Genomic DNA, 19,417 nt, shown 5'->3' with positions numbered 1-19,417 from the left:
TGGGGTTAAAACTGAAACTTAAAACTCTGATGAATTTGGAGCCAACTTCAGCTCCAGGTCACGCGCAGCCTTGCGGGCTGCATTCCATGGATCCTCGATTTCAGAAAGATCAATGGATCGAGGCGTTACCATTTGACGCTCTAATGCTTCGACTGCGGTTCGCAGCTCTGAGATTTCCATCGCTGTGGGATCGTTTGGCAAAATGCTTCCAGCAGAGCGCATGAATTCCGGCGTTTCTGATGAGGAGTTGGCCACATGCAGTCTTAATGGGTTTTCGGCAGTTCCATTAGTAACTTCAAAATTTTCGATCCCGGTTAATTCATATTCCTGTGAAGGAAATAACTCCGCTGGCGACCACACCCTGTTCGCAAACAACAGTAAACTAACGGCCGCGATTCCCGCCACTACAGCGAATCGTGCAGCGTTCAACTTCCACTTCTTTCTCGCCCATGTACGATCTGGACGCATAACACCGACAGGATTCTGTAAGTGAGCTAACTCTTTCTCCAGAATCTGAGCCACCTCCGCAGCGGACTGAAATCTGCAGACCAAGTCTTTTGACATTAGTCTCGCAATAAACGCGTCAAGCCATTCTGGTACTGATGCGTTGATCTCCCTCAGCGTCCGCGGCATATCGTTGCATATCCGAGTCAACAGACCCAAGACAGACTCAGCTCGAAACGGCGGATGCCCAGCACACATCGTATACATGACACTGCCAAGACTAAACAAGTCGCTTCGATGGTCGATCATATCACCACGGGCTTGTTCTGGTGACATAAATTGCGGCGTACCTGCCACCATGCCACTGTGCGTTAGACTCGCATCATCCGCTGCCCGAGCTAGCCCAAAGTCTGTGACAAGTACTCGCTCAATGCCATTCTCAAGAAGTATATTGCCTGGCTTAACATCACGATGCACTAAACCTTGGGCGTGAGCTGCATCAAGAGCCGTTGCGATCTGACGTCCGATTCGCAACACTTGTTCAACAGACAGTGCTCCATCGCGCGATATTCGTTCCTGCAACGAACGACCTGGCACGTATTGCATGACGATGTAGGGAATGCCTTGAAATTCATCCACTGCATAAATCGGTACAACATGTTCGTGTACGACCGCAGCGGCAGCTCGTGCTTCACGTGCAAAACGTTGGCGAGCTGCACCATTTACGGCCAAATGCGGCCACAAGATCTTCAAGGCAACGTAGCGATTGAGTGACGGTTCGAGTGCCTTCAGTATGACTCCCATACCGCCGTATCCGACAACACCGGACACTTCGTAAACACCCATGCGACCAATCATGCGAGGATCGTCCGTGGGGGCGAGGAACGTCAATCGATTCGCAACTAGAAACGAATCGACAGGCAACCGGATATTCTCGACTTGTTCATCCGCCGTCGGATCACACTCAGCGTCCGACAGTAAGTCTTGCACCTGCCCGAGCCATTTCACTCCGCCAGCATTCTCCTCTAATGCAGTTCGACAAACCTCGCACAGATCCAAGTGTGCAACGACAGCGTGGTCTTCATCGAGCGTCGATTGACCGTCGAGGAAAGTGCGAATATCGTCAAATGAAAGGCAGTGTTGAGTTCTGTTCATTGTGTTAAGCCCATTGCGAGTCATCCAGTTCCTCAATCGTTTTTTTCAGCCTTGCCAGGATTCGGCAGCGAGCGGCATAGGCAGCACCGATGGACAGCCTAAGTTCTCTTGCCACTTCTGCAATCTCTTCACCATCAACGCTCGTTCTCCAGAAAAGACTCCACGACGATGTCTGAAACTCGGGACGGATCTTGCGAGCGGCCCAGTGGAAAAGCTCGCGTCGAAATTCCAGTATGTATGCGCTGTTTTCCTGCGGACTTATATCTGGTTGTTGTTCAAGTTGCTGGCAAATATCAGTGTCGCCGTTCCCGATCACGATGCGCTGTCGTTTCTCGATTGCGTTGACGATCAGATTGCGCGAAATCCGAAACAGCCAGCCTCGGAAGCGACCTTTATCAGCGCCGATTTCAAATCGATCGATGCCTTTCGAAACCGCCACCAGAACGTCCTGTAGCAAGTCTTGAGCGTCGGCATGTTGCATCCCTTTGCGAGCGGCAAGTCTGTAAATCAGCGGTTCGTACAGCGACGCAAATTCCTGCCACGCTTCCTGATTTCCAGGCTGACGCAGACGAACAATCAGGCTGTTTCGTGTTTCCGGTATTTCTTGCATAGGCTTTCTCCACCAGGTTACACAATTGATAATGCGAGATCTTACGCGAGTCGTCCGAAATTTCTTATGTATTGCTTTAATCGCCGTTCTTGCGACTATGTTCTCTCCAGTATATTGCCAGATGAGGGTTGAGTTCTGCTACACCCAAGGCGTGGGAAAGAGGATCCCCAAAAACCGTCAGCTTTGCGGGCCAAATCTCAGGTGATTGAGGGATTAACGAAGGCTCGTGCCTCCCCAAGATTTTCGGTTGTATGCTCGGCCCGCTTCTTAATGACGATCGATTTGAAAGTGATGGTGACTCTTCCAGATTCGCCGTCGTAGTCGACTTGATTGACGACAACATGTACCCAGCGGATCTGATCGCGGAGCGTCATCGATTCCCAGATTGGATCGAAGGTGCTCATCGCGATCTCGATGTATTGCTGGGTAAGTAGGTTGTTATTGATCTTGTTGATGTCGCTTAGTACGGTGTCGATCCCGGGTTCGTCGTGACCGATTCGTTCCTGCAAGTCAGCCAATCTGGCGATCGCCGGCGAGTCGGTTTTGTTGGGACGGACCATTACGGAGGTCGTGCGATCTGGTTTGGAATAGGACGGCACCGCTGAAGCTTGAAGTTTGAATGGCGAAGTTTGAAAACAAGAGGTTTCATCGTGATCGCTTTTACAACCTTGGAACTTCTCGATTCAAACTTTTCCTGACTCCGCGTTCGCTCGTGTCAGTGCGTTCCTAGCTGACAACAACCAGCGATTCGTCGCTGAAATTGAAGCGATCGAACTGTAAACGCGAGTTAGACTCCGGTCCAACTGCGGTATACTTGAAACTCAACACCCGCGGGTCGCGTTTCCGGCTCGCGGGTGTTGTTATTTGGCCATTTTTTCACGACAAGTAATCCTCGCCGAGGTTTACGAGAACTCTTCAGCATTCACGTTTGTTCCAACCAAAAACTTTGGAATGGAAAATTCCTTCTAACGGTTTTGAGGGCGTTGGTCGTCTGAATCCATTTTCTTGCTCTCGGATTGAACAGTGCCTTCTTCACGGACTTCTACAGTTGGCGGGGCTGGGCGTTTCGCATTGGATTCTGAACCAATTTTGAACAGGAGGCTAAATAGCCCGAGCACCGACAAAACGGTGACGATCAGCACTGTAAAGCTTCGAGTCGAAAGTCGAGCCTGAGGGCCGGTGATGTTTCGCACTCCTCGCAAAGTTTCCGGGTTCTTAATGATCTCAAGGTATACCCAACTGCAGTACATCAAGAAGATCAACGTGGGGATGATTGCCGCCCCCATCAGCGATCGTGACGAAATCTCGTTTAGGTTTCCATCAAAGGGCATCCGAGCAACCGTGGTCCAGAAATAGCCGAAAGCCATACAGCCAAAGATCGAAGAACTCAGCAATGCCCACGTTCGCAATGGTACGCTGCTTGGTGTAAAGATTTTTGTACCCAGCATCATCATTACCCAAATACCAAGCAGTGAAGCGGGAAATTGAAATGCTTGCGCGATGCGCTGTGTCGAGTTCGCTGCCAAACTGAGAGTGGGGTGAAGGACCAATGAAAGGACAACTCCTCCCAGCGTCAACAGAATCCAGGTGCGACCGATCGACTTGACGGTTGTGTAGTGAAGTGCATTTTCCAATGGAACGGGCATGCTAATGTTGCCAAACTGCATCAAAACGTTTTCTGGAGCGACGCTGGACAGTCTGTCGCCGAATTCGCGAGACCTTTCGTTCGAAACTTGTTGATTGATTTTCGCGTGCGATCCAGATTCGCTTGGATGCTGAATCCGCGAGAGATGCTGATCTAGAATCGTCGCCAAGTCTTCGGCGGATTGAAAACGATGCTCAGCCTTCTTCTGAAGAAGCGAGCTGATGATCTCAATCAGCCACTGCGGAATTTCTGGATTTTGATCGGCGATGGATCGTGGCTCGTCTTGGGTGACTCGTTTGATAACATGAGCGACACTATCGCCGCGAAAGGGACTGTGGCCAGTACACATCGCGTACATCACACACCCCAGACTGAATAGATCGCTGCGATGATCAACACGATCACCACAGGCCTGCTCAGGCGACATGTACTGAGGAGTGCCACAGACTTCACCCGTGCGAGTCACGGTGATATCGTCGATTGCTCGAGCCAAACCAAAGTCAGTAATTTTGACACGTTCGACACCGTTCTCGAGCAAGATATTCGCGGGCTTGATATCGCGATGCACCAACCCTTGCTTGTGAGCTGCGGCGAGTCCTTCGCTGATCTGTCGACTGATGCGCAGGATTTCTGTTAGGCGGAGCGGGCCCACCTTATCGAGTTTCTGCTGCAACGATTGACCGACGATACACTCCATGACAAGGAAGGGTGGTACCGGAGCGCCACGATGATCCTGATCGCTATCATCAACCGCGTGGATCGAGACAACATGCGGATGACTGATAGCGGCTGCCGCTTGCGCTTCTCGCAGAAAGCGGCGTCGAGAAGTTGGATTCGAAGCCAATTCTGGCAACAGAGCTTTCACGGCAACAATGCGATTTAGTTTTGGATCACAGGCCCGTAGGACAACCCCCATACCGCCCCGACCGATGGCTTCCAGCACTTCGTAAGGCCCGATAGTGCCCAGCACCCCTTCTTTATCAGTAGGTTTCAGGAATCCGAGCGAGATTGGGGCATTTGTCGGCCGATCCACCGCTGGGGTTTCGAGAAAATCGCCCGCGTCAGCATGTGCCCTCAGAAGCGCCAGTACTCGCTTGCGGTTTTCTGGTTCGTTCTGACAATTGCAATCGAGGAAAGCATCTCGATCCGAAGCGGAAGGAAGTTGCAGTGCCTGTAGGAACAAGCCTTCGATTGAATTCGGGGCGACGGATAACTCCGGCTTCAATGGACCCTCGCTCGAGGCCGCACCGGCTGGCGCTGCTTCAGGTTTTCCAGTTGATTCATTGCGGTTTTGTGTTTCTTCAGGTTCCGTCATGGTAGGTCGCTTCTTAGGGTAGTCGCCAAAGTAATCGTCTCAACCTGCTATGCGACATCGCTGAGTGGAGCGCCTCATCAAATTCTTAAATCTCAAAATACTCCTTCGAACTACTCGTAAGACGCTCACGATTCTGCCTCACTACCCTGCATTCGTTGGAAAAGCCAAGCTCGGGAAAATGTCCACCAACGCGACGCGGTGGCTCGGGAAATATTCAACGTTTTTGCGGCCTCGACTTCCGTCAAACCGACAAAATACCGCAAGCGAACGAGTTCCGCTTTTGCTGGCTCCTCTTTTTCAAACGCACCAAACGCCTCATGGATGGCTAAAAGTTCCGAGTCCGAAACTTGTCCGGAAACTGCAATGTCAACTTCGATTAGATCAACTCGCTCAAGATTTCCACCCCGCTTGAGCTGTTGTCGGCGACGAGCTTGCTCGACAAGTATGCGTTGCATCGCCAGCGCGGCTGCGCCAAAAAAGTGTCGACGATTCTGCCAATTCAGTTGATCGCCGCCAACCAGTCGAAGAAATACTTCGTGGACCAGAGCAGTTGCCTGCAACGTTTGACCTGCACGCTCATTCTGCATTTGAGCTCCAGCCATTCGGCGGAGTTCGTCATAGACCAACGGCAGAAGGTCTTCGGTCCTTGCTTGTCCTGATTCGATAGCTTGCAATGCGAGAGTTAATTTGGTCATGGTCTCGTAAGTATAACCCGAATCTCGATCCTTTGCGGGCAGAGTAACGACTACCAATAAGATCCGACGAGCAGATTGCCAAGAGCCAACCACTGTTCCCGTTGCCGTCGCCAGTCGAACTCCAAAGCGATCTTTAGAAGTAAGCGAAGGCATTTCGAATCTCGACCTTCAGCAATTCAATCATTATTGGCACCACGTGTTGTTCCCAATAGCTTTTCCGGCCGATACGCAATCGATCGACTCCGTCGAGTGCAATCCATTGCTTTGATCGCAGCTTACTTTCTTCAACATTGAACCCACGGTAATCGTCGGCCACGAACAGCCATTTGTGGTGGTAGATGTATGGATCGGAAGGAGTGTTGCGTCGTTGAGCGGTCCCGTCAGCGCTGACAACGATGATGGCCTGGATCGCTGGTTCATTCCGCTAACGTGTCTGCTCGCGCCAAAATGGGAGCGGGAATTCGGGCAATCATGGTCAGGGTAAATCATTCAGCCCGAGATCGACATGAGAACTCGATTACCCTGGGCGTACGTCACGCTGCTCTTCGCCGTGACAAATATCGCAGCATGGAAGCAGTGGAGTTAATAGTGATGCATTAAGTTAGCGTCTGGTTACTGTTTCGCTTCATACAGTGACGGAGCTTTGCATCGCAACATGCGATTCGCAAAGTCTTCAAGAAAATCTTCACGCCACCGGCTGACGGACTTGGCGCCATGGTGTTCGCGTTCGACGAACTCAGGCGCGGGATTGTCGGTCCACCAGTTTGGAAGATGCGGATCAGGCTGCGAGGCAACCTCTGGTTGGGTAGCGACTACTTTAATTGCGCCGGTCTTGCCATCTAGGGCGGTAACATTGCTGGAGATAGCCAGCGGGTAGGTCTTGGCTGCTTTTGGACAAAAGCGAAATCGCAAGGTGCCATCGCCGTAGGCGTAGCCCGCTAATGCCAAGCCGTCTGCCATGAGCTGCGCTTCGGGATTCTTTGGCGGGTTATTCCCCAGCGGCAAAACCAATTCGAGCACGCCGAAGACCTCCATCTGATCATCCTCTGTTGTGATTCGTTCGTACCGCGAATACGGTCGCTTCCATGCGCGGACAAACTGGCCGCCCCAGCCTGGCTCCGTTGGATCCTTTGGCGTTCCATTCAATAGCCAGCCCACAGAAGGCGTATCCCCCATTTTGATAGAATTCATTTTAGTGGTGAAGAGATCGCCGAGCGCGCCATGGCTGGAGACATGTTCTTTCACGAACTGAAGGTTGCCCCATGTGCCCGACTGATTACCACCGGTGAACCAACCGCGATAGGTTGCATTGGCTTCGATGATCCACAGCTTCGGATGCTGGTCAGCGATGTACTGATATGCATTCGGACCCCACTTTTTATTTGGCCCACCGATGTAGTAGACTCGCAGCTTCGGCAGGATATCTGGAGCGTCGTGCAATGCCTGGGCAAGATCTTCAATACCGCCCCAGACAAGCACGTGCAATGGTCGCGGATCGCTTCGCCGAGCACACTCGATAAGCCACTGCGAACCTTCCGTGGAAGCTCGAACGCCGGAATACGGGGCGATTTCGGTTTCACCCTGTTTGGTAATCGCTCGCAACGTCTGAGGCGTCGGATACTTGTCCGAATACGATTTCAGGTTTGCGTAGTCTTTGTCATAACAATCGATTACCTCCAGAATGTGCTGCTTGCGCCCCGGCCCATAGGGCGATGAGATCAACCCCTCGATTTCCAGCATATCGGCACATACAAGCAGATGTACCATCGATTGAAAGTCATCGGGATCGGTGCCACCAATATCTGTGGACACAACCACACGCTGCCGTTCAGCAGAACCCGCACCGGTCTGCATTACCACCGAAGCAATCAGTGCCAATAGAACTACGTAACTCGACATCGATTCAATTCATTTTAAGTGGAATGACGGCCTGCAACTACTCAATGTCAAACACGATGCGTTGGTATCCGACTAACGGCGGCGTACCGTCGTCGGTCACTTCGAGAATGACTTGCATCTGTTTGCTTGGTTCGTCAGGTACAACGAAACTGGCTGCATCTAGCGAATCGCCGTTGGTGATGGCTACGGTTGAGTTGACAGAATCAGCGTCAGCGTATTGCCACCATGCATATCTCAAGTTGTCGCCGTCAGGGTCCGAGGCAGTGGCCGAGAGCATGACACTCTCTCCGGCTTTCACAGTGCGTCGAGCTTCGCCAATTACCCGTGCGACGGGTGCGTGATTGGCGTTGTTGAATTCGTTAACGCACCAGTCTAATCTTGCGGCAAAATCGTTCTGCGCAGCAGGGACCCACCGCCAAAACATTTTGTGTGCATCCCCGTCATCGGTAAGCGTTTTGTCGGTGATGTGATTCGGATGTTTTTGCGGATCGTCATAGGCCCCTCGCCCACCCCAACCGCCCAGCGTGTAGTCGCGGTCTGCATGCAGTCCGTTGTTCACAAGAGTCAGGAACGAAGGTGTGTCCCCTTCGCTGATATACGACTGCGGCGTTAAAGCGGCCAGCGGACCATGTCCATTCATGACATGCTCATTCACCCAATCGGGATTCATAAACGCCTGGATTGCTTGCGGATTTGCGATTGGCTTGTCTTTTCTTCGTGCATTGTCGTAACTCTCATAGTCCCAAACGTCGTCCCACTTATACGCTTCATAAATAAAAGCTTCGGGAATGTTTTCCTGAATCCAACTACCTCCTCCATCTTGATACCAGATGCAATAGATGCGGATACGTGAGGCAGCATATTCGAACTTCTCCTTAGAGTATTCGGTCTTCAGCTTCCACAACGCGGAAGCCGTAGTGTTCGCCCCACCCCAAGATAGTACATGCACTGGTCGCGGGTCATCGTCGAGCAGAGTGTCGATGATGAGTTGTGCTCCTGCGGTGTTTTGAGTTTCCATGGCTGGCGGAGCTACATACAAATCATTGATGTTCTCATTGCCGATTCGCAGAACACTTCGGATCGCATTGGCGTCAGGGTAGGCCGTGTTGTGTTTGCGTAAGTTCGGCAACACATTCTCGTAGGCATGCATTTGTTCCTGAATCCAAAGCTCTCGACTGTGGCCGTTCTTCTGGAACTTGGAGTTCACTTCCACGATGCCAGCGATATCGAAGTCGCAGGAGTAAAGCAGAAAGCGAATCATGCTACTGCGATCATCCACCTCGCCATCGGTGGTGGCAATGACACGTGGCTTTTGCAAAGTGTCTGCCGCAGAGGTGTCAGCTACGGTCGTAAAGCTACAGGCGGCTACGAGCAGTAAGCTGGCAAGCGACCGAATTCGAGCGACAGCGATCAAAAGAGCATTTCGGGATGAACTGCACATTTCATTGCGTCTCCGCAGGGAATGAAGGGAGTGATTCGTAGAGGTTATGTAGCCAGTCTCAGACGACCCGGATAGAACCGAGCCCCACTGGATTGGCTATTTTAAGCTCGTTTCTCAGGTGATCTCCCTAATGTGAAGCTTAAACTAACGATATTCTAAGGCGATGGAAGACTTGATACCACGCGGCCCGAGTTTTCGCCCTATGGTTTCACTTGCGAACCGTAGGCAGATACCATTCCACACTCTATTGGTAGATTTCTCGCTTGGTCAAAACCCGAAAGAACTCTTTGCGGCATGCGGCTAAGTCGGTTGCTTCTTTGGGAATGACTAGGATGCTCCCGGGTTGTTTTGCGGTACTCGGGCTGAATTGAACAGATTGTCCCTGGAATTCTGTGTCATAAACTACCGCGTTCGTCCAGCACCTCGGCTGATACAACCAGACCAGTGGCGCGCCGTCCCCAAGTTGGTTTGCTCTGCCAAGGTCTGTCTGTATGAACTGCTTCATGTCTCTTGCAAAGTCGTTGTCGGGAAGTACATCAAATTGCTCCGCTCGTAACACGGAGTCCTTGTCCCAAAAGTCGCCCCCGCCCCAATCCACATACCTACATCGTTGCGTGACGATGTAGACGGACCAACCGTCCTTGCCGTTGTATCCACCATTGACGGTCAGACCGAAAACAATCACGTTCGGCGCTATTTCTGGATTGGTAAGTAAAGCATTGGCGATGGTCGTTAATGGACCTCCAGCAATGATTACAAGTGGCCGTTCAGGGGTACAACTGCTTGCTTCGGCCACAATCAACTTACTGCCGGCAGTCGGATAGGCTTTGGTATCTTCGATACATCCACTCGCAGGACGCTTCAGAGCGGTATCGGAGCCGATCGTTAAATCAGGGATGTTCTTCAATCCTGAATCTCTAGCTAATTTGAGAGCTTTGTTGGCATCATCAATTGATTGCTGCATCGTGTACTGATAACCCTTCTGCCAGTCCCACATGTCGCGAGAGACGATGTTGCCACGCAGGTTGGCTGCACCGAGGCTTGCCTGTGCCCAAAGGTAGTTGTTATCAAAAACGTCAAACCACCAATCATTGTCGTACAGGATTGGATTCCCTGGACCAACGCCCTCAATCTTGACCGCTCCATTGAGGACTTCAAATGCAGGGGATTCCGCTGCGAGTCGCTCTGCACCGAACGCGAAACAAGTCAGCCAGCAGAGCGAACGAACGAAAGTGAAAACCTTTACCATACGAATGAGCTGATCGAAACTGAGGTTAGGCAATCGCCAGTGCGGTGTTGCAGGAGGCCGCAGGTCTGGACATCATAGACCATCTAGCGCTAGGAGCAGCGATTTGCTTGGCCTCGATCTCAAACTTTCATCCCTACATGCATCGTCGTCACTGAAGAGACTTCCCGCAGCGCGACTTGGCTAATACAATTGCAGGACTACTGATGTTGTTCTGCGGTAATCGACAGAACGATTGGAGCCGACTCGTCCTCACCTTTCCTCAGCTCAACAGACTCAATCGGCTCGCGCCGCTTAGGCTGAATAGCAAGGTAACGAACTTGCCTGGTGCCTGCTGCAAATGCATAAGTCGATTTCGGGACGTCCGACTTGCCGGCAAACGACGCGATGTGCACGTTGTTGAGCAGTTCGTGGTCCTCAGATGCACCATCTTGATAATGAAGCCGGACAACAATACTGACGGTCTCGCCTTCGGTTCTTGGATATCCGTAACCACTGATCGCCCCAAGTATGTGAAGGTTCTTGACAATCATATTGCACGGAAGCGTGACCGAGCGAGGCATCTTTGGCGGAATGACGCCAAGGCTTCCGTTCAGTACTACGATGTTGGCGCGTTGATCACCCTGAGGGTCCACTAGCTGGAATGGGATACCCTCAACTTCACGCTGGCCCCAGCTTTCCAGTTCTATTGTGTCGGGAGCCCCTTGGTCGTCAAACAGTTCCTTTGTGCTAACCGCGTTGGCAACTTTGGCGATTGGCAAGGGAACGAACCGGCCTTTGTTGGTCAGGAATTCTAGCATGTCCGTCATTTGGGATAGATTTAGAAGTTGTTCTATTCCATCCGGCATGACGGACTTATTCGATGAAGTAAGCTGTTCAATGTCCTCTCGGGATACCGATTGTTTCTTTCCCTCGGCGTCGATCAAATCAACCGAGGACAGGGACTCGGCGGCGAGCATTCCGGTGAGAACTTTTCCGTCCACGGTCAACAACGTGTATCGGCGAAAGTTTCCTTCGACGCCGCGGCTGGGGTCAAGTATGTGGGTCAGCAGTTCTTCTTTGGGGTGAACTGCCATGCCGGTCAAGTCCGGACCAACCTCATTACCTTCTCCCGAGTGCTTATGGCAGATGGCGCAATTCTTGGTAAACAATGCCTTTCCTAGCGCTACGTCACCGGTCGCGTGTGCAGCAGCCAAGTATTGGTCGATAACTTCCTGTCGCGCAGAATTGACGGCACTTCCCGCCGCGTCCATCACCTGCTGAGCTTGCTGACGAACAAGTTGACTAGGGTGGTTAATGAGCGTTTGGCGTTGATCCAACGAGAGATCCCCAAAGCCGATTTTCTGTTCCCGAATTGCATTTAGCAATGCCAACGTGGTGCTGGGTTTGGTCATAAGCACAGCCACGATATCATTGCGTTGCGCGGGAGTCATTGTTGGCCAGACGTCGAGCAACTGCGTGGCCACATTTTCAGCGGTTGTGTTCGCGAGCAAACGAATAACTCCGGTGGAAACCTTCGGAGCAAGCTGAGGTGACAGCCGTTCAACTAAGCTGGCTACCGTTTCATCTTTGTCTGCAGAAATTGCCAACCACTCTTCCGCAGCCGCAACGCGATCTTTCGCATTCAGCGCAACGTCATCCACCTGGGTTTGCAGATGCTCAGCAAGGGCAGCAGAGTATTTTCCTAGTTCCTTACTTCCGAGCAACGCTCCGAGTCGCAACAAGGGACCAATTTCCGCGACGGGTGTCGACTCGACGGTAGCAACTAGTGCCTTTTCGGTGTCGGCGTTGATATCGCTAGGTTTCGATGCGGCGGGCCATCCGGCAACGAGTCCTTCGATCACAGCTTGGCGTACTGATGCCTTGGAGCTCGCGATCTGGGTCAAGAGCGTTTCTAGGGCGGTTCCTTCAAGCCCCGATCGCGCAACGTGCTCACCGACGACTCTCGCGACGTTAGTCCGAGTCTCATCGCTGGCCGAAACCTGCGTTAAGAGTAGATTAGCAAGGAACGAGTGGGAATGAGCGGCGCCGGCGAAAACAATGCCGTCTTTCAAATAGCGATCTGCGAGCATATCTTCATCCGTTGCGAGGCTGGCAATGGCTGCGCCAGCATTTTCGTTGGATGGCATATCCGCTAACGCCATCAATGCAGCCAAGCGAACTTGCATGTCCGAGTCGGCTATAAGCTTCGCTTCGAGTAATGCTTGAGTCGATGCGTCGGCCGCTGGAAGCACCAGAGCAGCGTTCCGGCGCACTCCTGCAGCAGCATGCTTCAAAGCAGACGCGGCAGCTTGAAACGCCTTACCTTCCGCTTTCGAAAGCGCTCCGAGTCCATGTAGCGTCCAGAGTGCATGAATTGCTCCTGCGTTGTTACCGATATCATCCACCGAAGGATTCTGAATCAGTTCAATCAACTGGTCAACGACGTCCCAATCCCCTCTTTCAACAAGCAAGCGTTGAGCGTGCCGGCGCCAGAGACGGTTTGAGTGAGACAAGCCTGCGACCAGTGTCGAAGGTTTGGCAGAGTCAAGCGCCGGAGGAATGGTGGCATCGGGCTGGCCTTCGTCGCCATCGTATACAAGTCGATAGATCCGCCCATGCGATTTGTCACGCAGATCGGATTCGTAAGCGTTCCCCTTGCCGTTCTTGAAACCGTTTGGAACAGGATTGTGCTGCACAATGAAGTTGTACCAATCGATGATCCAAACGTTGCCATCCGGGCCAACCTCGGCCATGATCGGTGCGCTCCACTCGTCGTCGCTGGCCACCAAGTTAAACGGATTATCTGCTTTATAGTTCGCCCCATCGCGTTCCAGCACATAAGTTCCTACCAAATGGCCGGTAGGACCGCAAACAAAGGCAACACGATTCCACCAGCTCTTGGGGTAGGTTCGAGCCGTATAGAGCGCGTGTCCTGCTCCTGCCGTGTAGCCGCCGTGCCAGTCGACTTGTCGGACTTTCTCAGTGATTGGGTCGAACAAAAAATCACGCGCAATATTCTCGGCGACTAGTTGTGGTGTCCATCCTCGAACACTTTCATAGTAGCGGTTTGGAATTGGAACGAAAACGCTTGGTACTCCGTTCGCAGTTGAAGCAAACACCAAGCCTTCTTCGCTACTGCCTAGTCCCCAACTGTTGTTGTTCGTCGAACGAATAAACTCGACGTTTGTAACTTCAGGATGCGCCGGTGTTCCGCCAATGGTGAAATTCCAGGGGCCTTGGCGAAATCCAGGGTGCTCGCCACCAGCGTACTTAGGTTTGGAGTCGTTGTAGCCTTGCATGGACCAATAACGATTATCGAGTCCGTATTGAAAATTGCTGACTCCACCATGCGTATCGTTCATCGCCCAGCCAGTTATCAACACTTCGCGTTGGTCTGCTTTGCCATCGCCGTCCGTGTCGCGCAGGAAGAGAGTTTCAATACCAGCTTGAATGACAATGCCATCGCGGCAAAATTCGATTCCGGTCGGGATGCTCAAGTTCTCTGCGAACACCGTAAACTTGTCTGCACGCCCGTCGTGGTCGGTATCTTCGCAAATGCGAATGCGGTCCCTTCCCTCCGATGGAGGCATTAGTTCGTTAGGATAATCGACGGTTTCCGAAATCCACAGCCTACCGCGGTGGTCCCAATTCATAGAAATCGGTTTGGCTTGCAGATCGGACTCGTCTAAGAACAGCTCGAGATGAAAGTTTTTGGGCACGACATAGTGCTTGACCGATTCCTCAGGAGGCAACGGCTTTTGCATTTTCGTGATAATGTCGCCCTGAGTTCCCCACTGTTGATTGGGCAAGTAGTTAGGGATCTTCGGCCCTACTTCTTCGTATTCAAACGGAGCGACATCGGCGTTTGGCGCTGTCATCTCGGGTACAGGGAATTGTTCTATCGATGCAACCGCAGGCGGGGTGAACACGCTTGCATCGTCGGCTAAAGCATTAGACGAGAGAAAGAGAAGCCAAGCTGTCGCAACACTTAGAATTGCAGTGCGAACGGTCATTACTTTAACCTTTAGCGAGAAGTAGAGGAGTTCATGCGGCGGAGTGCAGGTCGAAATATTCTAGCTCGAATGATGCACCGCCGAATCGAGCGATCTTAGTTCCGAGACTATCACGAAAAAGTCACACATAGCTTCCTCATTGTATTCACAATCCGAGAGAAGTTAATAAGCAGAAGTCTATAGTTTGCCCGTCAGTTTACAACTACCGCCTCGCCGTTCCCTTCGTCAATAAAACCAATTTTAACGCCGTTCAAATCGAAGGTTTTGTGCTATGACCGGTGAAGCGAACAGGGAAAAAGGGGACAAAGCTAAGAAAATTCGTTCAAACATTCGGAGTCCTCGCAATGACCATTTTCAGTTCAATAACATTGGGGCTCTAAGTGTACGGCCAGCATCGCTTTTGCATACTGACCTTATCTGGAAAGCGGAAAGGAGGTCGTGATCTGGCTCGCATTGCAGAAACCTCTCCGTGGACAAAACGATGTTATTCCTACGTATTAACACCGAGATCATCTTGATTGGACCAACCTTCGATGAGCTCTCACTTCAACGGGAAGCGAACAGCAATATCGTCTGCGTCGGACACTATTTGTTCGCGAAGCGGCCGTTGACTCAACGGCGGAGTGCCTTTAATAAACTGAGCCTTAGAAAGAGCGAGGATCTCATGGTCCGATCCATAGGCCATGAGGTCCAGACTATAGCCATACAGCGTGGTTAGTTGCTGATGGCAGCCCCAGTCGTCCCGACCGTTGCGGCCTTTCGAGTAGAGCAAGTAGCCATCGGCACTTCGACGGAAAACGAGCGGCTGGCCATGAAAGAAGTCGCGTGGGACGCTTGGAAGATTGTGCGGCACCAATTCTTCCAACGACTCCGGGAGCCGTCCTGCATTCTCTGCCCGATACTCCGCGATCGCCACGACAACTTGCGTCAGCTGGAGTTGAGCATTGCTCCGTTCTCGAGCCTCAAATAACTGATCGATATCTGGCGTCAGCAAAAAGGCTTCGAGAAGCTTGCCAGCCTCGTCGCGGTCCTCGTCTGTTTCGCCATAGTCGCGCACGATCTCCGCAAGCGACCGGCGAAACTCGGCCTGGGCCTTGTCAACTGTCGGCATAGCGACCAGTCGCTCTGCATAGCTAGAGGCCGATTCTGCGCGGTCCATTTCATCGCAGCAATTATTTAAATTCTGCATCACCGCTGTCCAGTCCGGCGCCGACCTTGAAAATTTCTCAAAACCCTTTTTGAAATACGGAGACAAATCCTCCTCATATTCTCGCCGACCGGAAATGAATAACGCAAGATCCAACCCGCTAAGCCGTTCGCGATTGTCTCCGGTGAACATCGGCGGCACGGACAACTCTGGGTTCGCCAAAAAAACCTTTATCTCAGAAGCCAACGCAGCCGAGATCGAGTGTTCGCAGAGAGTGTGGACCCTGTGCCAAATGATCCCGTGGATTGCGATTCGTATGAAGTGTCCGACATCCCCTGCAGAATCGATCCGCCTGCTCAACAAAAGCCCAACCAGTAGGTCTTGCCAGGCCCCTGATGGATCCCCCTCGCCAAGCTTCAGCATGGCGCGCGTGGCCAAGTTGCGTGCAACAACGCGAAATAAAGCGATGGCGGCCGGACGAACCGAGGTCAGCGGTTTGTTTCCTGCGAGCAGGTCGGGCTGCGGCAGGTAGAATCGCTCGCGACCGGCGGCTTCGTAGATTAGATCGAACTCGGCGGCGTGATCGTCAAACCATTGAGCGAGCTCGGGTGCGTCCAAGCGGGTCCAAGGTCGGTTGATAAAACGGCTAAAATGAAGGAAGAGTTGGATATTGATATCTTGCTCATCGACTGCGGTTTCTCCTGAGTATTTACCGGAAGCGTTCTCGCCTAGGTCTGACCGTAGCTTTCTAAACCGCTCCCGTACCCCGTTTTGCAACATTTCGAGATTGCGATCGCGGTAGACCTTCCAATGAGCCGACTCCAATTCTTGGAAGTCAAAACCGGTTGCCCGTTGCAGCGGTTCGATACGCAGCTCATGTGCGACCACCCGCTGTTCGGGTTCCGTCATCCCACCGGGCCAAACTGCCATGAGGAATGGGACTGCGCCGTTTTCAGTTGGATCTACACTCCGATCCTGCTGACTCAGTACAAATTTCTTGTAATCGGGGTAACCATCTTCTGCCAGCGGCGTGGTGAGGTACGTTGTCTCTCGCGTTACTGGAATCTTTTGCGCAAGCGTTGGAGTTGGAACAGCGAAGCATAATGCAATCGCCAAAAGTGTATCAACGCCGATAGCAGCTTTAAGTTGAACCATTCACCCTATCCAATTGCGATAACTAATCAACATCCATATTACAGGACCAGGTTTCAAGCTCTTAACTTGAAGGCCGAGGCAAACATTAGAGTTGGAGGAATCCGTTGATGCAACCAGTGTTCTTTTTTCGCTTCTAAACGAAGAACGGTTGCAGGCCTCCCACGCTTGTTATTGCAGCGAATAACAAAGCCCTTTCGTAGTACCGCCTTTAGGCGGACCCAAGCGCAACCAAACGAATCCGCTATAACACCAGACTAGAATCAACCAAACCACAAGTACTCGCTAAAACTACCGAGCGATACTATTTGTTCTTCATCTCCGTCGCCGCTTGCTCGGGCTAATTCCGTCAGCGTCGCCATTTGTGATGCTAAATGTATGGATCGGAGGGAGAGTTGCGCCGTTAAGCGATCCCGTCAGCGGTGAAAACAATGATAGCCTGGATCGCGGGTCCATCTTCAAGATCAAAATGGTGCAATAGATGAAAGAAACGGCAGACCGTTTGCTCGGTGTGCACAGCTTTGTTAGAATCATCCTCACGGTCGGCGTGCGGTCAGAGATCGAGAGACCTTTATGTCGACCGTAAAAAAATACTACGCCATCGACGTAACAGGACCCCGATTATCAGCGATGGAATTGAAAATCTAATTGATATCGGAAGGGCAAGCTGTAATTGAGCATATGACCAGTCGCGCACGAATCCGGCAAGAATACAGCCAGACATGGTGCCCGCGACGCAACAAAGCGGTGATAGAAGCAAGTCTCTTGTCACCAAAACCGAAACAATAGCAATTGCGGCTGTTACAACCAGTTCCGGCCATGCTCCATAAGACGTTCCAAGTAGAGCTTCATCAGTGTACGTGTAAGTGAGCGACAAAATTACGGATGCGCCTAGAAAGTAGAGCGCGTGCCGTCGTGTATATCGAATTCGTCGGACACCACTATCTGATTTGCATACTACAGTTGGCGGTGAGTAGGGATTAAATGGTTCCATCAAACTTAAGGGCACGCTTTGAACTCGAGGACCGAACGAATCTATGTAAGTCCTTTGATTGGGTAGGAGTCATCTGATTGCAATCTCGCGACTCGGGTCCGTGAAGCCGAGGTGCTTGTAAAATGCTCGTTTGCAATCATCCAACCCCAAGCCTATGGATTGTACACCATGAAGAGCTCGAAATAGACCTCGGTAAGTTCAAAACATTGTGCTGCTTTTTTTGAATCCGAAACTCGGAAACTTCAGTTTCTCAGGTGCTGCCACCGAGCGAACGAACCTCACCACACAATTCATTAACGCAACGTTGACCTCAAAACGCAACGTTGACGTCTCGTCCACGCTCCCTTCTAACTCACTCATCAACCGGCCACTTCGGGCCGACGCCCTTAAACGCGGGTTGCCAGCCTAGATACTAAGCCGGTGGCTAACAGCTACTCAGGTGAGATTCACACTCACTCGGCTTCAACTATTTCCAGTTCGATTCGTTCACCGCTTGGTTCGGCGTCGTTCTAGAGCGGAAATTACTAATTCTCGTACGTCCATGGGAAGCCGAGCAAGTTGCCATGCCTGCTCTTTGTCGGCCGCCCCTCCTGCCGCCTCGATCGCCTTCGCGCCATAGATCACCGGTCCCAAGCAATGATCGGCAAAATGGGCCGTTGCCACGGCATGGCCCGCAGCTCGAGCAACTGCGACTGCGGCAGCGTCTGAAGTCTCACGGGCCGCAGCATGTGCCGCGACGGCCGCTCGCTGGGCAACGCCGGTTTTGATCTCGCCTCGAGCCCACGCGCGTCCGATTTCAATAGCTTGTTGCGGCCGATCATCTGAACTGTGAAGCTTGAACAGCGGAAGTAAATGTTCCGCACAATCCGCGGCCCAAGCCGCGAGTAATCGATGCTCGGCAATAGCTAATGGCCCGCCTCGATGGGCCGCGACAAATCGCTTGTCACGCACAGTAGATCTCCGTCGCCGAACGAAGGCGATAACTAGGTGGCTGCAATTGATCTTCCGTTCGCAAACGCTCTGCCCGCCACTCCGTGTTCATCGCTTGGTTACCAGCCGCTCGCTTTGGTTTGAATTAGAAACAACGCATAGCTTGAAACCATAACCGCAGCGCCACAGTGTCCGACGACCAGTATTGGGTTGCTGCTCGGACTGCAGAAGAGCAGCGAGAACATTGTCGCCCACGCGAAGTTCCAGAGCAAGCTGAATGCCCAGAATGTTCGTGGATTTGCCTAAGGTTTACCCATCGCGTTCAAAACCCAGAGCAACCAGACAATTCCTCCTGGAATGAAAACGATTTAAATCACCGACGGGAGAAATATGGTACCCGTTAGTTCTAAGGGGCGACGAGCGAGAGCGAGTTGGCCCGTTCCCTTCCGCCTTCGCTCTTAATAAGGATGAGAATGAAACCAATTTTGCTGCGGAATCGATATGCATGCCAACAGCATGTTCGCCTGCGTGGTCGACTCTCTAGGACAAAACGACTCCACGCGAACTTACATACCCGCGATACTGCGTTTAACCGCGTGCCCAACGGGCCGCGCTCGCCTTGTTGGGTGAGCACGTGGTCTGAGTCGCGCGAGAGCGTGGCCAGGAGCAGTTCAGCGACAAGGAAGCTCGCAAGTTAACTTCATGTCCGAATCGATAATGGTTCATCTTGCAGAACGAAAAGCCGCACC

12 protein-coding genes are annotated in these 19,417 nt (G+C 52.1%); all 12 read right to left on the bottom strand.

The window, feature by feature from the left end; all coding sequences use genetic code 11:
* Positions 1–18: 18 nt before the first annotated feature.
* A complete protein-coding gene (locus tag SH451x_RS13220) occupies positions 19–1,599 on the bottom strand; it encodes a serine/threonine-protein kinase (RefSeq protein ID WP_479357398.1) in 1,581 nt (526 codons plus the stop codon).
* 4 nt (positions 1,600–1,603) lie between these two features.
* Entirely contained in the window at positions 1,604–2,209 is a 606-nt protein-coding gene (locus SH451x_RS13215) for an RNA polymerase sigma factor (protein ID WP_479357396.1), read from the bottom strand.
* A 197-nt stretch (positions 2,210–2,406) separates the two neighbouring features.
* Complete coding sequence (locus tag SH451x_RS13210; RefSeq protein WP_479357394.1) at positions 2,407–2,808, bottom strand: hypothetical protein; 402 nt, start codon at positions 2,806–2,808, stop codon at positions 2,407–2,409.
* A 366-nt stretch (positions 2,809–3,174) separates the two neighbouring features.
* Positions 3,175–5,169: a serine/threonine-protein kinase gene (locus SH451x_RS13205; RefSeq protein ID WP_479357393.1), complete on the bottom strand. Its 1,995-nt coding sequence runs from the start codon at positions 5,167–5,169 to the stop codon at positions 3,175–3,177.
* A 125-nt stretch (positions 5,170–5,294) separates the two neighbouring features.
* The gene (locus tag SH451x_RS13200; protein ID WP_479357391.1) at positions 5,295–6,017 is read right to left on the bottom strand and encodes an ECF-type sigma factor; all 723 of its coding nucleotides are present in this window, start codon (positions 6,015–6,017) and stop codon (positions 5,295–5,297) included.
* Complete coding sequence (locus SH451x_RS13195; RefSeq protein ID WP_479357390.1) at positions 5,998–6,180, bottom strand: hypothetical protein; 183 nt, start codon at positions 6,178–6,180, stop codon at positions 5,998–6,000. The genes SH451x_RS13200 and SH451x_RS13195 overlap by 20 nt, the downstream gene beginning before the upstream one ends.
* A gap of 296 nt (positions 6,181–6,476) precedes the next feature.
* Complete coding sequence (locus SH451x_RS13190; RefSeq protein WP_479357388.1) at positions 6,477–7,763, bottom strand: DUF1593 domain-containing protein; 1,287 nt, start codon at positions 7,761–7,763, stop codon at positions 6,477–6,479.
* A gap of 37 nt (positions 7,764–7,800) precedes the next feature.
* On the bottom strand, positions 7,801–9,204 hold the full coding sequence (locus tag SH451x_RS13185; protein ID WP_479357386.1) for a DUF1593 domain-containing protein: 1,404 nt from the start codon (positions 9,202–9,204) through the stop codon (positions 7,801–7,803).
* 244 nt (positions 9,205–9,448) lie between these two features.
* The gene (locus tag SH451x_RS13180; protein ID WP_479357385.1) at positions 9,449–10,453 is read right to left on the bottom strand and encodes a hypothetical protein; all 1,005 of its coding nucleotides are present in this window, start codon (positions 10,451–10,453) and stop codon (positions 9,449–9,451) included.
* Positions 10,454–10,650: 197 nt separating this feature from the next.
* Positions 10,651–14,445, bottom strand: a complete 3,795-nt coding sequence (locus SH451x_RS13175; protein ID WP_479357383.1) for a PVC-type heme-binding CxxCH protein — start codon at positions 14,443–14,445, stop codon at positions 10,651–10,653.
* A gap of 541 nt (positions 14,446–14,986) precedes the next feature.
* The gene (locus SH451x_RS13170) at positions 14,987–16,747 is read right to left on the bottom strand and encodes a hypothetical protein (protein WP_479357381.1); all 1,761 of its coding nucleotides are present in this window, start codon (positions 16,745–16,747) and stop codon (positions 14,987–14,989) included.
* 1,477 nt (positions 16,748–18,224) lie between these two features.
* A complete protein-coding gene (locus SH451x_RS13165; RefSeq protein WP_479357379.1) occupies positions 18,225–18,689 on the bottom strand; it encodes a putative immunity protein in 465 nt (154 codons plus the stop codon).
* Positions 18,690–19,417 lie beyond the last annotated feature (728 nt).

Source organism: Njordella aestuarii (assembly GCF_056494165.1).
The sequence above is the reverse complement of the archived record's forward strand: the minus strand, read 5'-3'. Positions and strand labels throughout refer to the sequence as shown.

Coding starts and splice junctions, on each gene's coding strand:
- SH451x_RS13220 (WP_479357398.1), bottom strand. CDS start 1,599: ATGAACAGAACTCAACACTGCCTTTCATTTGACGATATTCGCACTTTC.
- SH451x_RS13215 (WP_479357396.1), bottom strand. CDS start 2,209: ATGCAAGAAATACCGGAAACACGAAACAGCCTGATTGTTCGTCTGCGT.
- SH451x_RS13205 (WP_479357393.1), bottom strand. CDS start 5,169: ATGACGGAACCTGAAGAAACACAAAACCGCAATGAATCAACTGGAAAA.
- SH451x_RS13200 (WP_479357391.1), bottom strand. CDS start 6,017: ATGCCTTCGCTTACTTCTAAAGATCGCTTTGGAGTTCGACTGGCGACG.
- SH451x_RS13190 (WP_479357388.1), bottom strand. CDS start 7,763: ATGTCGAGTTACGTAGTTCTATTGGCACTGATTGCTTCGGTGGTAATG.
- SH451x_RS13185 (WP_479357386.1), bottom strand. CDS start 9,204: ATGTGCAGTTCATCCCGAAATGCTCTTTTGATCGCTGTCGCTCGAATT.
- SH451x_RS13180 (WP_479357385.1), bottom strand. CDS start 10,453: ATGGTAAAGGTTTTCACTTTCGTTCGTTCGCTCTGCTGGCTGACTTGT.
- SH451x_RS13175 (WP_479357383.1), bottom strand. CDS start 14,445: ATGACCGTTCGCACTGCAATTCTAAGTGTTGCGACAGCTTGGCTTCTC.
- SH451x_RS13170 (WP_479357381.1), bottom strand. CDS start 16,747: ATGGTTCAACTTAAAGCTGCTATCGGCGTTGATACACTTTTGGCGATT.